Genomic DNA, 14,607 nt, shown 5'->3' on the forward strand with positions numbered 1-14,607 from the left:
AGGAGTGTGTGGCGGGCAGGCCGTTTCACGTGAAACGCCGTGCCGTCGACGATGCGGAGCGCCACCCCGGTGAGCGATGCGGCGAGGAACGGAGAAGCCGCCGGACGTGGCGTGTGAAGAGGGAAGGCGGCACGAGGTCGCCGCGCCCGACCGCGTCGGCCGACGCGGCAGCGGCAGGAGGGTATGGGCCCGTCCCTCGGCAGATCCGGGGCCGCGCTCGTTCCACGTGGAACATGCCACGAGGCCAGAGGCCAGACGCCAGAGGCGAGAGGCCAACGACCGCCGATCAGCACCCGCCGGTCAGCGGCGCGCAAACGCGACCGCCCACCGCCGGCGGCCCGCACTCAGTGCGTCGGAGCCAGAGCGTGCTCGACGATGCGCCGGTAGAGGGTCGGCAGCTCGTAGCCGGCGGCCGCGGCCGCCTGGGGAAGCAACGAGGTCTCGGTGAGGCCGGGGGAGACGTTGACCTCGAGCACGTGGGGTGTGCCGTCCGCATCGAGGATGATGTCGGTCCGCGACAGGTGCTTGAGCCCGAGGATCTCGTGCGCCCGGAGCGCGACGTCGGCGACCCGGGCACTGGCCTCGGCGTCGAGACGTGCGGGGGTGAAGTACTCGACGGGGCCCGGGTTGTAGCGGGCGTCGTAGTCGTAGGACCCGCTGGTGACGATCTCGACCGCCGGGAGCGCTTCGAGGCCGTCCGGACCGTCGATCACCGACACCGCCACCTCGATCCCGTCCACGGCCCGCTCGATGAGGGCGGTGTCGCCGTAGGAGAAGCAGTCCACCATCGCCCGCGGGAACTGCGACGCCTCGTCCACGCGAGTGACGCCGAGTGCTGAGCCGCCCTGCACGGGCTTGACCACGAGCGGGAGACCCAGACGTTCGACGATCATGTCGAGGATCGTCTGCGCGCCGAGGTCGCGGAAGAGCGCCTGGGGCAGGGTGACGTAGTCGGGGGTGCTGATGCCGCCCTGGAGCAGCTCGGCCTTGGCGACCGGCTTGCTCCATGCCTGGCGGCTGCGGCGAGGTCCGGTGCCGACCGTGGGTACCCCGACCAGCGCGAGCACGTCCTGGAGAGACCCGTCCTCACCGCTCGCACCGTGCAGCACGGGCCACACCAGCGCCGGTTCGGTCTCCCGCAGGAAGCGCAGCAGGTCGGCGTCGACGTCGTGCACCTGGACCTCGACGCCGGCCTCCCGCAGGGCTTCGGCGACGCGGCGGCCCGACCGGACCGAGACGTCGCGCTCGTGGGAGAGCCCGCCGGCGAGAATCACGACAGGTCCGACACTTCCGGACGACACGGTCGTGGTGGCGGCGTCGGGCGCGGGGGCAGTCATGCGAGTGGTCACCTCAGAGGCTGGATGGGTCACGCGAGGTCGGGCGAGGGGATCTCGACGTCCGTCGGGTCGTCGTCGGGCTGGGCCGTGGTGCCGAACAGCTGCACGAGCTCGGACTCGGCGTTGACCACCGTCGCCAGGCGACGCACGCCCTCCCGGATGCGGTCCGGGGTCGGGAAGCAGAACGACAGCCGCATGTGGTCGGAGCCCTGGCCGTCGAAGTAGAACGCCGTGCCCGGGACGTAGGCCACGCGTTCGGTGACGGCACGCGGCAGCATCGACTTCGCGTCCAGCCCCTCGGGCAGCTTCACCCAGACGAAGAACCCCCCGACGGGTACGTTCCAGCTCGCGGCGGGGATGTGCTCGGCGAGCGCACCGACCAGGGCGTCGCGACGCTCGCGGTACATCTCCCGGTAGTCCTTGATCTGTGCTCGCCAGTCGCAGGTGTCGAGGTAGGTCTCGACCGCGAGCTGCGAAGCGTTCGAGGGCGACAGGATCGCGGACTCCGAGGCGAGCACGAGCTTCTCGCGCACGGCGTGCGGCGCGATGACGAAGCCGACGCGGTAGCCGGGGGCGAAGGTCTTGGAGAAGGAGCCGAGGTAGATCACGCCGTCGGCGTCGTAGGAACGCAGCGCCGGGTAGGGGTCGTCCTCGAAGCCGAGCAGACCGTACGGGTTGTCCTCCACGACGAGCACGCCGTGCCGGCGGCAGATCTCGAGGATCTGGGGGCGGCGCTCCACCGACATCGTCACGCCGGCGGGGTTGTGGAAGTTCGGGATGGTGTAGAGCATCTTGGCGCGGCGCCCCTCGGCCGCGAGCCGGCTCAGCGTCGCCTCGAGGGCCGCGGGAACCAGACCGTCGGCGTCGAGCTCCACGTGGACGACGTCGGCCTGGTAGGAGCGGAAGACGCCGAGGGCACCGACGTACGAGGGTGCCTCGGCGACGATGACGTCACCGGGATCGATGAAGATCCGCGTGACGAGGTCCAGTGCCTGCTGGGATCCCGTGGTCACGGTGATGTCGTCGGGGTGGGCCTCGACGCCCTCCATGGCGACGACCTCGGTGATGCGTTCGCGCAGGGACTCCTCGCCCTGCCCGGAACCGTACTGGAGCGCTCGGGTGCCCCGGGTGCGGATCAGGCGGTCCATGGCCTCGCCGATGACGTCGAGGGGGAGGCCCTCGATGAAGGGCATGCCACCTGCGAGGGAGACGACCTCGGGGCGGTTGGCGACCGAGAACAGTGCGCGGATCTCCGACGCTCGCATCCCGCGCGTCCGCTCTGCGTACGCGCCGAACCAGGGGTCGAGGCGCGTGCCGGAGGTCTGCTCGGTGAGGCGGTTCTGCTCAGTCACCTCGCCAGTGTCCCACGCCACCCGTGAAGGTCCCGTGAGCGGACCACGGTGCGGTCGTGGCCGCGGGGTCGGACCCGGGCCGCGAGCCGGGACGACAGCGGCCTCCCCCGTCGAGGACGGGGGAGGCCGCTGGACGTCGTGCCCCGGAGGTCGGGACGGTGTGTCAGGAGGAGGGGGCGGAGGCGAGCACGCCCTCGATCTCCTCGGTGAGGGCCCGCTTGGGACGGGCACCGATGATCGACTTGACGATCTCGCCACCGTGGTAGATGTTCAGCGTCGGGATCGACGTGATGCCGTAGGCCATCGTCGTGGCCTGGTTCGCGTCCGTGTCGAGCTTCGCGATCTTCACCTGGCCGGCGTACTCGTCGGAGAGCTCCTCCAGGATCGGGGCGACCATGCGGCAGGGACCGCACCAGGTCGCCCAGAAGTCGACGAGGACGGGGACGTCGGACTCGAGAACCTCGGTCTGGAAGGTGTCGTCGGTGACGGCGACGGTAGGCATGGTGTCTCCTTCGGTCGGGGAGCGGTGGGTCAGCCGGCGACGCTGTCGAGGGCGGCCGGAAGCTCCTCCGGGTCCGTCTCCGACATGTCGGCGAGGTCGGCGAGGTAGGCCTGGGCGTCGAGAGCGGCGGAGCACCCCGACCCGGCGGCGGTGATCGCCTGCCGGTAGGTGTGGTCGACGAGGTCGCCGCAGGCGAAGACGCCGGGGAGGTTGGTCCGGGTGGACCGGCCCTCGGCGAGCACGTAGCCGTCCTGGTCGAGGTCGACCTGACCCTGGAGCAGCTCGCTGCGCGGGTCGTGCCCGATCGCGACGAACACCCCGGTCACGTCCAGGTCGCGCTCCTCGCCGGTGACGGTGTCCCGCAGCCGCAGCCCGGAGACCTTGTCCTCGCCGTCGATCCCCACGACCTCGCTGTTCCAGGCGAAGTCGATCTTGGGGTCGGCCATCGCGCGGTCGGCCATGATCTTGGAGGCGCGCAGCGCGTCCCGGCGGTGGACGATCGTGACCTTCGACGCGAAACGGCTGAGGAACGTGGCCTCCTCCATCGCGGAGTCGCCACCGCCGACGACGGCGACGTGCTGGTCGCGGAAGAAGAAGCCGTCGCAGGTGGCGCACCACGACACGCCCCGCCCGGAGAGCTTCTTCTCCGCGGGGAGGCCGAGCTCGCGGTAGGCGGAACCGGTCGCCAGGACGACGGCGTAGGCGCGGAAGGTCTTCCCGCCGCCGGTGACGACGGTCTTGATCTCGCCGTCCAGCTCGAGCGTCTCGGCGTCGTCCCAGAGGATCTCGGCGCCGAAGCGTTCGGCCTGCTCACGCATGGCGTCCATGAGGTCCGGGCCCTGGATGCCGGGCGGGAAGCCGGGGTAGTTCTCGACCTCGGTGGTGTTCATCAGCGCGCCGCCGGCGGTCACGGAGCCGGCGACCACGACGGGGGCGAGTCCGGCGCGGGCGGCGTAGATCGCCGCGGTGTACCCGGCGGGGCCGGACCCGACGATGACGATGTCGCGCACCGGGGCGTCCTGGCTGTTCGACTGGTCGGTCACAATCTCTCCTGGAAGTCTGGGATCCGGTCGGAGGCCGGCACCTGGTGGCAACATGCGATACCCCCGGGACATTCCGAAGGGGTCAGGACACCGTGATCTCGTTGAGCTCGAGGCGGAACTCTCCCTCGGAGGTCGGCAGCTCGGAGGTCCACAGCACGAAACCGTCCATCACGACGGGCTCGTCCAGCTCGATGACGGTGTCGGACGAGTAGGACCCCGACGCGAGAACCTCGCCGTTCTCCGGGGCGTCGCTCCCGACACGGCGGAGCTCCCACGCACCGCCCTCGCTGTTGGTGTTCAGCTCGATCTCGGTGACGGGCGCGGGCTCGCGCAGCTCGACCTGGTAGCCGAGCCCCTCCTTGAAGCCCCCGAAGACCGGGTCGTTCTCGTAGGTGTACGTGTGCCAGAACGTCGACGGGTCGGAGTCGAAGGCGAACTCGACCTTCTCCGGCTTCTCACCGTTGCCGAGCGGGTCGATCTCACTGCCGGCCTCGATGATGGGCCGGACCTCGGGGCTCTCCGACTCGGTCGGTTCCGGCTCGCCGCCCTCGCCGCTGCTGCCGTCGGTGCCCTCGCTCGCCGCGGGGGCCGGTTCCTGGGACGGGTCCTCGGCGACGGTGGTGACGTCGAAGGGGCTGAGCGCCTGGCTCACCGCCCAGACGGCGGCGATCACGACGCCGACGAGGATCATGGCCAGAACGATCGGCGTGGGGTTCACGCCGCGCCGACGCGGGGCGGCGGTCGAGTCGAAGGAGCCCGTGGTCGGGCTCCCGGCGGCCGCCGGGCCGTACCCGGCTCCCGGCGGCGGAGGGGGGACCTGCCCCGGGGCGGCGGCCGGGGCCTGGCCGTAGGGAGCCTGCTGACCGTAGGCCGGGGGCTGAGCCTGGGTGGGCTGCTGCGCGTAGCCGCCCTGGGCGGCACCGTAGGCGGCGCCTGCCGCGCCTCCCATCGCCGCACCCCGGGCGATCCGGCCGCTGGAGGGCCGGCGCACCGGAGGAGCGGGCGGAGGCGTCCCGGGCAGGCTCTCGGTGCCGGCCGGGCTGCCGGCACCGAGCACGGACGAGCGCACCGGGCGTTCCGGCGTCGGCTGGACGAACTGCGGCAGGGATCCCAGGACGGAGACCTGGCCCCAGGGCTCGAGCGTGGCGACGACCTCGCCGGGATCGGCGGGCGCCTGGCCCTCGTCACCGAAGGTCCGTCGCACCAGCTCGTCGATCTGCTCGTCGACGTGCGGCACGAGCTCCGAGACCCCGAGGACCCCGTGCGGGCCGGTCTGGGCGGGCAGCGGTCGCACGGCGTCGGGCGCGATCCAGCTCACGTCCAGAGCCTCGCCGGGCCACCGCGCGGTGAGCGCGTAGTAGCCCAGGGCAACGACACCGCGGGCGTCCCGGGCCGCTGCGTCGCTCCCCGCCGCCTCGGCGTCGGCCAGCCCGGCGTCGATCCCGAGCCCGGTCACCACGACGCGGTGACCGTCGACCCGCACCGCCTCCGGCCGCAGCGCCAGGTGGTGCACGCCCCGCTGACGCGCGGACTCCAGGGCCGTGGCCGCCTCCCCCATGAGCGCCCGTGCCTGCTGGGCGTCCACGAGGCCGCGCGAGACGATCTGCGTGAGGGACTCCCCGGTGTACGGCTCGGTGATCACGTAGGACACCTCGCCGGTGCCGAGGTCGGTGCTGCCGACGTCGAGGACGCGGCACAGCCGTGGGTCGGCCACCAGCGCGGCGCGGCGGGCGGCGTCGATCGCCGCCGGCGCCTGCGGGCCGGTCACGAACGTGACGCGGACCGGACGGTCCAGGATCTGGTCGTGGGCCTCCCAGGCCTCGGCCGCCGCCAGGTCGGTGGCGGCGTGCTGGTTCAGCCGGTAGCGGTCGACCATGACGGTCCCGGGCTGGGCGGTGGTCACCTGGAGGCCTCCGTGGTGGTGTGGGGGAGCGTGGATCGTCGGGACGGTCCGGCGGGGCGTTCCTGCCGACCATGGTAGAGGGAGAGACCCGTCATGCGGGTCCCCGGCGGAGGCGACGCAGGATCGGGGCGAGCGCGTCGTCGAGCTCCCGGACCCGCATCAGCTTCAGCAGCCCGGCGTACGCAGCACCCATGACCAGGCCCGCGACGGCCGTCGTCAGCACCGCGAAGCCCCACGAGGACGACGCCGACGCGTCCAGCAGCCGGATCGTCAGCCACCCGAAGCCCCCCGCGACCGCCGCGGAGAGCAGGGCGCGGACGTACAGCCGCAGCACGCGGGCGCCGTCCATACCGTGCAGCTTGCGGTTCATGCCGCGGATGCGCAGCAGCAGGGAGATCCACGTGGCCAGGGCGAAGGACCCGCCGGCCGCGGCCGCCCACGCCGTGTAGGGCAGCGTCTCCGTGGCGATCCACAACCCGGCCACCAGCGAGACGGTGGCGATGATCTGGATGACGAAGATGCTGCGACCGTCCTCGAAGGCGAAGTACATGCGTCGCACCAGCACGGTGGCGCCGAGGGCGATGGTCCCGACCGCCATCGCCCGCAGGATCGGCGCGATCGCCTCCACCTCGAGCTCGGACGCGGAGGGGAGCAGCGCCTTGGTCAGCGGGAACGCGAGGACGAGGAGCGCCGTCGCGGAGAAGACCGAGAAGATGCCCGCCGAACGCAGTCCGAGCGACATGTCCCGGCGCACACCCGGCAGGTCGCCCGCGTTGACGGCGGCGCTCATCCGGGGGAACAGCACCGTGACGATCGAGACCACGACCAGCGAGTGGGGCAACAGGTAGATCGACATCGCCTGGGTGTAGGCGGCAGGCCCGCCCGCGACCTCACCGAGGTCCTCGGCGAGCTGGCCGGCGGCACCGGTGACGTTCGTCAGGTAGATGACACCGAGCTGTTCCAGGACGACGGCGCCGATGGTCCAGCCGACCACCTTGCCGGCCGACCGCAGGCCGATGCCGCGCAGCCCCAGCCGGAAGCCCCAGCGGAACCCGGCCTTGCGCAGCGCGGGCACGAGGATCGCGGACTGCGCGGCGATCCCGAGGGTCGCGGTGCCGGCGAGCACCAGGGTCTGCACCGTCGTCCAGGCCCCCACGTCGTCCAGACCCGCGTCGGGCGCCTGCCCGAACAGCAGGATGAAGGTGCCGAAACCCACGATCGAGACGACGTTGTTCGCCACCGGGGCCCAGCCGTACGCCGCGAACCGGCCATGCGCGCTGAGCACCTGACCCAGCAACGTGTACAGGCCGTAGAAGAAGAGCTGCGGCAGGCACCAGTAGGCGAAGACCACCGCGAGCTGCCGGGCCTCGGGCGTCCAGGCGTCGCTGAGCGTCATGAGGTGCACGACCAGGGGCGCCGCCGCCACCAGCACGATCGTGCCGGACAGCAGGCCGAGCCCCGAGATCGTGAGCAGCTTGTCGAGGCGTTCGCGGGCGTTGCGCGCCGACATCGCCTTCATGATCTGCGGCACCAGGACCGACTGCAGGAAACCCGCCGAGATCAGCGCGAACAGCATGTTCGGCAGCTTGTTCGCGATGTCGAAGGCGTTGGCGACCGTCCCGACGGCACCGACCGCGCCGACGAGCAGCATCGTGCGCACCAGGCCCGACGCCCTCGAGGCGGCCGTGCCCAACGACATCGCCAGCGAGCCCTTGCCCAGGCTCGCCCTGCGCACCCCGTGCGGGTCCGCCGTCCGACCGGACGCGTCGTCGGGTCCGGCGGGGGTGGCGTCGGGTGCTCCCTGCTCAGGGGGATCGGTGGTCATGACGCGGTGTCCTCCGGGGATGGGGCCTGGGGCGGGACGGTCGTGGTCCGGCCCGTCGGGACGGCGGACTCGGCGACCTGCTCGCCGGTGGTGCGGCGGTCGGAGCGTCCGCGGCGGACGGTCCGCCAGATGCCGGTGAGGAACAGCAGGCCGATACCGGCCGCCATCACGGCGGTGCCGACCGTCTCCCACCCCGCCCGCACCCGCAGGGCGAACTCGGTGGGCGGGGCGACCTCGACACCGCTCGGTGCCAGCACCTCGACGGCGAGCGTCACGTCACCGGAACCGATCGCCCGGACCCGGACCTGGGCGTCCCGGGAGGTGCCGGCCGGGACGACGATCTCGGGGACCGTCTCCACGACCAGCCGGGGGTCGTCGGGCCGCAGCCGCACGGTGACGCGGGTGTCGACGGGCAGGTCGTTGCGGATGCGGACCGGGAGGTCTCCGGCGTCGCTGATCAGCAGGACGTCGGCCCGGTCCAGGACGCTGATGCCGGACCGCACCTGGGCGGCGTTCGCCTGCGCCAGCTCCACGGCGCCGGCCCGGGCCTCGGGGGTGTCCCGATAGGCGATCGACAAGGGCGCGAAGAGGTCGCGGTCCACCCCGGCGGTGAGGGTGCCCGGGTCCGCGGCGACGGTGGCGAAGGCGGCGACGTCCTCGGAGGTGGAGATCAGGCCGCGGACGGAACCGGGGGACAGCTCGGCGTCCGTCACCGCCTCCTCGGCGACGCGGGCGGACCGATCGTCGCCGGCGGAGGCCAGCGCCTCGCCGAGGTCGGTGAGCTCGACCCAGCTCTGCGCGGCCAACGCCCCGAGCACGGCGTCGAACGTGGCGACGTCCGGTGACCAGCCCCGCGGCAGCGCCGCCACGACGGGGGTGGCGGCCGCCGCCTCGGCCGCGTCCGCGGCGAGCACCGCCGTGTCGGCGAGGAGCCGTTGCACCGTGGCGGCGGGCTCGGACACCGCACCGCCGGAGCCCGTGGCGTCGTCGAGCACCGCGCTGATCGTCGCGTCCGGCACGGCGACCCGCAGCGGACCGGACCCGCTCGCCACGGAGCCGAGGGAGCCCGGGGCCTCGGGCAGCGCGATGCCCTCCGTGCCGAGCAACGCCCGGGCGCCCGCGGCGTCGGCGGCCGCGACCGTCGGTGCGTCCACCACCCCGGCGGGCCAGGCGATGCGGGGCCCCCAGTCGTCGGCCGCCTCCCAGTCCTCGGGCAGCACCTCCCGGCCCCCGGCGATCCGGGCGATGTCCGGCGCGTCGACGTCCGCATGGGCGAGCGCCGCCAGATCGGGGTCGCCGACGGGGAGGGTGACCACACCGGGACCGCCCTCCCGGAGCATCCGGTCGGCCCACCGGGCGGCGTCCTCGTCGACCGACCGCTCGGCGGTCGCCACGACGGCGGGGTCGACGGCGAGCGAGAGCGCGCCGACCTCGGAGGTGGCCGCCGCGAGGAGCTCGTCGTACGGGGCACCCGGCGCGCTCCAGGCCGCGACCGCGTCCGCGTAGTCCTCCGGTGCGGCCGGGTCGAAGGCCGGACCGGTCACGGGCGCGGCCACGCTGAGCGCGACGGGCGCCGGAGCACCCTGCCGTGCGGAGGAGGCACCGCGGCCCGGGTCGTACATCATGAACGTGTGCAGGGTCTCCAGCGTCGTCCGGGCGTCGTGGAGGCGGATCGACATCTGCCGGGGCCCCCACGGCGCGTTCTCCCCGAGGAGGAGGTCCTCGACGTCCAGCGTCAGCGTGACCTCCAGGGACTCGCCGGGCGGCAGGGGGTCGAGCTGCTCGCGCAGCTGGGTCGCGGCCAGACCCGTCTCCGCCGTCGACCAGGAGGCGACCTCGGTCCGTGTGGTGACCGGCCGCCAGCCCACCCCGAGCTCCGCGGTGAGGCCGGTGAACGCGCTGTCGCCGTCGTTGGTGACGCGGAGCGTGACCTCCTGGGTGTCGTCCGGGCCGACGACCGTCGGCGAGATCGCCACGATCTCGGTCGTGAGGTCTTCGTGGGCGGACGCCGGGACGGTCGGCAGGAGCACCAGGGGGGCGACCAGCAGCAGGGTGGACAGCAGGAGGAGCAGGGCGCGGCTGGGGGCGCCCCTCGTCCGGGAGTGGATCACGCGCAGGGCCTCACTCGACCAGGTCCGGGGTATGGGTCAGGACGTGCAGGGCCGTCGCCGCGAGGCGCTGCTCGTTGGGATACGCGAGCCGGTCGGGCAGCTCGGTCAGTGGCACCCAGCGGGCGTCCTCCGCCTCGCCGTCCGGGTCGTCGGCCGCCGTGATCAGGCCCCCGTCGGCACGCAGCAGGAAGTGGTGGACCACCTTGTGGACCCTGCGGTCCTCCCCGCTGAACCAGTAGTCGATGACCCCGAGGGTCCGGCGTACGGTGCCCTGGATCCCGGTTTCCTCGCGGATCTCGCGCACCGCGGCTTCCTCCGGGGTCTCGGCTCCCTCCAGGTGACCCTTGGGCAGGCACATCTCGAGCCGGCCGGCGCGGTTGCGCCGCAGGATGACCGCGGCCCGGTGACCCGAGACGTGCCGTTCGACGACCAGCCCGCCGGCCGACGTCTCGTCGACCACCGGCAGATGGCCCGTGCTTCCCGCGGTGCTCGGCACCGTCGCGCGGCGACGCAGCCGCGCCGGGTCGACCTTGAGGGGGTGCCCGCCCGGGGGGACCGGTACCGGCACGGGTGGGCGCTCCTCAGGAGCGCCGGGTGCCGGTACCGCAGATGACATGGACCTACCCTACCGAGAGAACCCGCTGGCCCTGACGACGTCGCCGACCGGGGACGACGGGGGCGGGCGCGCAGCGGGCACGGGGATCTGGGAAGATAGGCAGTCGTGTCGACCCCAGATTCTCCCGCCCCCGCGGCGCTGCTGCGCCGAGCCCTCGGTGTGCTCGCCCAGATGGCGCCGGCCGCCGTCGAGCTCGGCGAGATCTTCGCCGCCGCCGGCCACGAGCTCTCCCTCGTCGGCGGTCCGGTCCGCGACGCCTTCCTCGGCCGGACCAGCGCCGACCTCGACTTCGCCACCTCGGCGACGCCGGACGAGACCGAACGTCTCCTCGCCCGCTGGGGCGACGCGCACTGGGACATCGGCAAGGAGTTCGGCACGATCGGCGCCCGGCGGTACGCCCGGGACGCGGACGGCGGGACGGGTGGTGACGACGTCGTCGTGGAGGTCACCACCTACCGCTCCGACACCTACGACCCCGAGTCGCGCAAGCCCGTCGTGGCGTTCGGCGACACCCTCGACGGCGACCTCTCGCGGCGCGACTACACGGTCAACGCCATGGCGGTGCGTCTGCCGGACCTGACGTTCGTGGACCCCTTCGGCGGGCTGTCCGACCTGGCCGCCCAGGTGCTGCGCACGCCCATCGCACCGGAGCGGTCCTTCGACGACGACCCGCTGCGGATGCTGCGCGCCGCGCGCTTCGCCGCCCAGCTCGGGTTCACCGTCGAACCCGCCACCCGGGCGGCTATCGACGAGATGGCCGGCCGGCTCGAGATCGTCTCGGCCGAGCGGGTCCAGGCCGAGCTCTCGAAGCTGCTCTGCTCGGACCGGCCCCGTGCCGGTCTCGAGGTGCTGGTCGACACCGGGATGGCCGACCACGTGCTGCCCGAGCTGCCGGCCCTGCGCCTGGAGATCGACGAGCACCACCGGCACAAGGACGTCTACGAGCACTCCCTGATCGTGCTCGACCAGGCGATCGCGCAGGAGACGGGGCCCGACGGCGCCGTGCCCGCTCCGGATCTCGTGCTGCGGCTCGCGGCGCTGCTGCACGACATCGGCAAGCCCGCCACCCGACGTTTCGAGCCCGGCGGCGGGGTGAGCTTCCACCACCACGAGGTCGTCGGCGCGAAGCTGACGGCCAAGCGGCTCCGCGCCCTGAAGTACGAGAAGCAGGTCGTCAAGGACGTCTCGCGGCTCGTCGAGCTGCACCTGCGCTTCCACGGGTACGGCGACGGCGCGTGGACGGACTCGGCGGTGCGGCGCTACGTCACCGACGCGGGGCCCTTGCTGGAACGGCTGCACCGGCTGACGCGGGCCGACTGCACCACCCGCAACCGGCGCAAGGCCAAGCGGCTCGCCGACGCCTACACCGACCTCGAGGAGCGGATCGCCCGGCTGCGCGAGCAGGAGGAGATCGACTCGATCCGGCCCGACCTGGACGGCACGCAGATCATGGCGATCCTCGGTGTCGGCCCCGGCCCGGTCGTGGGGCAGGCGTACCAGCACCTGCTGGGCCTGCGGATGGAGCACGGCCCGCTCGGCGAGGAGCGGGCGACCGCCGAGCTTCAGTCCTGGTGGGCGGCCCGGCAGGACTGACCGCTTCCGCGCCGGGAGCCGGTGCGGTTCTCGTGCGGGCCGACGATCTCCGTGTCGGCCTCGCCCGAGGACGGCACCGGGATGTTGCGCACCACGAGGATGCAGGTGTCGTCCTCCTGGGTGCCGTCCGCGCAGGCCTCGACGATCGCGTCCCGCGACGCCTCGGCCTCCAGGTCGGGGTCGACCTCCTCGACGCAGGTCAGCAGGTTCTCGAGCTGGGTGCGCAGCGGCCGGTCGCGGCGTTCGATGAGACCGTCGGTGAACAGGACCAGCGAGTCGCCGGGGTGCAGCACCGTCGAGGCCTCCGGCACCTCACCGGTCAGCAACGGCGCCCCGATGGGCGTCGTGAGGGCCTCGTCGAGCTTCTCGACGTCGTGGTGGGAGTGGATCAGCAGCGGTGCGTGGTGCCCGGCCCGGGTGTAGGTGATCCGGCGGTTCCCGCGGTCGTCCGGGGGGTCGACGATCGCGAACACGCACGTGGTCATGTCCGCCATCTGCAGGCTCCGCACGAGGTCGTCGACGCCGGCGATCACCGCGCTCGGTGACAGCCCCGCCCAGGCCTCCGAGCGCAGCACGGAGCGCAGCTGGCCCATCGACGCGGCGGCGCGGATGTCGTGGCCGACGACGTCACCGACGGAGATCGCGACGCGACCGTCGGGCAGCGGCACGACGTCGTACCAGTCGCCGCCGACGTCGGCCCCCGCGGAGGCCGGCTCGTACAGCGCGGCGCAGTCCAGGCCCGGGGCCTCGACGATCTCCGGGAGCATGCTGTGCTGCAGGGTCAGGGCCGTCTGCTGCTCGCGGCGGTAGAGCCGGGCGTTGTCGAGGGCGAGCCCGGCCCGCGCCCCGAGGGCCACGATGTCGTGGACGTCGGAGGACGGGAAGGCGGTCGCGACGTCGCCGTCGTCGCTGACGACGATCAGGACGCCGATGTCGCCGGCGCGCCCGCGCAGCGGCACCACCATCGCCGAGCCGAGGCCGAGGCGCCGCAGCGCGTCGAGCTCCTCGGGGCCCGTGCGGGCCGGCAGCGACTCGATGTCGACGGGGAACGGTTCGGAGATCTCCTCGGTGCCGGTGGTGAGCACCCTGAGGACGGTCGGGGACTCGCGGATCCAGCGGTGCGAGCGTTCCAGCACGGCGATGTCGTCGGCTCGCTCGGGGTCGCGGGAGGCGCCGTGCACGATGCGCGGTGCGCCGTGCTCGTCGACGAGCAGCACGGCGCACCAGGAGCCGTAGTGGGGTGCCACGAGGGCCGGCAGCGCGGCCGCTCCCGACTCCTCGTCGAACAGGTCGACGAGGGCCTGGGTGATCGAGGCGAGCCGCCGCAGGCTCTCGGTCTGCCGGTTGGCGGCGTCGAGCTCCAGCGCCTGCCGGCGGTCGTGGTGCACCCGCTCCGTGACGTCCGTCTGGATCCCCACGTGGTGGGTGACGTTGCCCTCGTCGTCGTGGATGGGGGAGACGACGACCTGGTTCCAGAACGGGGTCCCGTCCTTGCGGTAGTTGAGCAGCGTCTCGCCGACGGCCTGCCCGGCGTCCAGCGCGGCGCGGATGCGGGCCACGGTCTGGCGGTCCGTCCCCTCGCCCTGCAGGAAGCGGCAGTTCGTGCCCAGGACGTCGTCCGTCGTGTAGCCGGTCACCTCGCAGAAGGCCGGGTTGACCCAGATGAGCGGGTCGTCCGGCAGCGACGGGTCCGAGATGGTGAAGCTGAGGTGGCTCGCCACGGCCGCGCGTCGCTGCAGCCCGTCGAACTCGGAGGGCGGGTGCGACTCCTGCAGGCCCGTCCCGGGCAGCATCACCACGAGGGCACGGTTCGCCAGGGTCCCGGGGGCCCCGGCGAGCGGGACGCCGACGGCCCAGAGGTCGTCGGGAGCGTTCTGCCGCGCGGAGAGCACCGCCACGCCGGAGCTGCCGTCCACAGCGGCCGCCAGGGCCCGCTCGGCGGAGATGTCGGCGTCCCGGACGGACAGGCCCGCCGCCGCGCACCAGGCACCGAGCGAGGTCGGCAGCTCGAGGCCGCCGACCATGCGCGCGCCGACCGGGTTCGTGTCGACCACCTCGTGCGTGCGGGTGTCGACGAGGAGCACGGCACCACCCGTGACCACCTTCGCGGGGTCGTGGACCTCCGGCAGGAGATCGCGCGCCAGCGTGGTGATGTCGGTCGGCGCCGACTGTTGCTGCGTCATTCGTGGAACCTTCCCCCCGTCCCTCCGACCCGCCGTCGGGAGGACCGGAGATCCCTATGATGCGGCGAACCGGAACGGCCTGTCCACATGATGGCGGTGCCCGCGGCCGCGTGCGACGCGGGTCACGACGGGCCGGACCGGT

The 14,607-nt window shown here is 73.1% G+C and carries 10 protein-coding genes; 1 reads left to right on the top strand and 9 read right to left on the bottom strand.

Translation table 11 applies throughout. The features are described from left to right. Positions 1 to 344: 344 nt before the first annotated feature. The 8 genes from Q6350_RS04410 to Q6350_RS04445 all read right to left on the bottom strand — a co-directional run bounded on the left by Q6350_RS04410 (position 345) and on the right by Q6350_RS04445 (position 10,689). Positions 345 to 1,337, bottom strand: a complete 993-nt coding sequence (locus tag Q6350_RS04410) for a D-alanine--D-alanine ligase (RefSeq protein WP_304606430.1) — start codon at positions 1,335 to 1,337, stop codon at positions 345 to 347. Positions 1,338 to 1,366: 29 nt separating this feature from the next. Continuing rightward, entirely contained in the window at positions 1,367 to 2,602 is a 1,236-nt protein-coding gene (locus Q6350_RS04415) for a PLP-dependent aminotransferase family protein (RefSeq protein WP_171246786.1), read from the bottom strand. 250 nt (positions 2,603 to 2,852) lie between these two features. Beyond that, on the bottom strand, positions 2,853 to 3,191 hold the full coding sequence (trxA, locus tag Q6350_RS04420; protein ID WP_304602989.1) for a thioredoxin: 339 nt from the start codon (positions 3,189 to 3,191) through the stop codon (positions 2,853 to 2,855). Positions 3,192 to 3,220: 29 nt separating this feature from the next. Further along, complete coding sequence (gene trxB / locus Q6350_RS04425) at positions 3,221 to 4,234, bottom strand: thioredoxin-disulfide reductase (protein WP_304602990.1); 1,014 nt, start codon at positions 4,232 to 4,234, stop codon at positions 3,221 to 3,223. 82 nt (positions 4,235 to 4,316) lie between these two features. Further along, positions 4,317 to 6,137 carry a hypothetical protein gene (locus Q6350_RS04430; RefSeq protein ID WP_305065450.1) on the bottom strand — a complete coding sequence of 607 codons (1,821 nt, stop codon included), beginning with the start codon at positions 6,135 to 6,137 and terminating at the stop codon, positions 4,317 to 4,319. A gap of 91 nt (positions 6,138 to 6,228) precedes the next feature. Further along, the gene (murJ, locus tag Q6350_RS04435; RefSeq protein WP_304602992.1) at positions 6,229 to 7,962 is read right to left on the bottom strand and encodes a murein biosynthesis integral membrane protein MurJ; all 1,734 of its coding nucleotides are present in this window, start codon (positions 7,960 to 7,962) and stop codon (positions 6,229 to 6,231) included. Next, the gene (locus tag Q6350_RS04440) at positions 7,959 to 10,073 is read right to left on the bottom strand and encodes a DUF6049 family protein (protein ID WP_304602993.1); all 2,115 of its coding nucleotides are present in this window, start codon (positions 10,071 to 10,073) and stop codon (positions 7,959 to 7,961) included. The genes murJ and Q6350_RS04440 overlap by 4 nt, the downstream gene beginning before the upstream one ends. Before the next feature lie 10 nt (positions 10,074 to 10,083). Further along, on the bottom strand, positions 10,084 to 10,689 hold the full coding sequence (locus tag Q6350_RS04445) for an NUDIX hydrolase (RefSeq protein WP_304602994.1): 606 nt from the start codon (positions 10,687 to 10,689) through the stop codon (positions 10,084 to 10,086). A 171-nt stretch (positions 10,690 to 10,860) separates the two neighbouring features. Here Q6350_RS04445 and Q6350_RS04450 point away from each other — a divergent pair, with 171 nt between their 5' ends. Then, complete coding sequence (locus Q6350_RS04450) at positions 10,861 to 12,282, top strand: CCA tRNA nucleotidyltransferase (protein WP_305065744.1); 1,422 nt, start codon at positions 10,861 to 10,863, stop codon at positions 12,280 to 12,282. On the opposite strand, the gene Q6350_RS04455 is transcribed toward Q6350_RS04450, so the two are convergent. Further along, on the bottom strand, positions 12,252 to 14,465 hold the full coding sequence (locus Q6350_RS04455) for a SpoIIE family protein phosphatase (protein ID WP_305065452.1): 2,214 nt from the start codon (positions 14,463 to 14,465) through the stop codon (positions 12,252 to 12,254). The genes Q6350_RS04450 and Q6350_RS04455 overlap by 31 nt on opposite strands. Positions 14,466 to 14,607 lie beyond the last annotated feature (142 nt).

This window comes from Isoptericola sp. b515 (assembly GCF_030588125.1).
In the GTDB taxonomy this organism is placed as follows: domain Bacteria; phylum Actinomycetota; class Actinomycetes; order Actinomycetales; family Cellulomonadaceae; genus Isoptericola; species Isoptericola sediminis.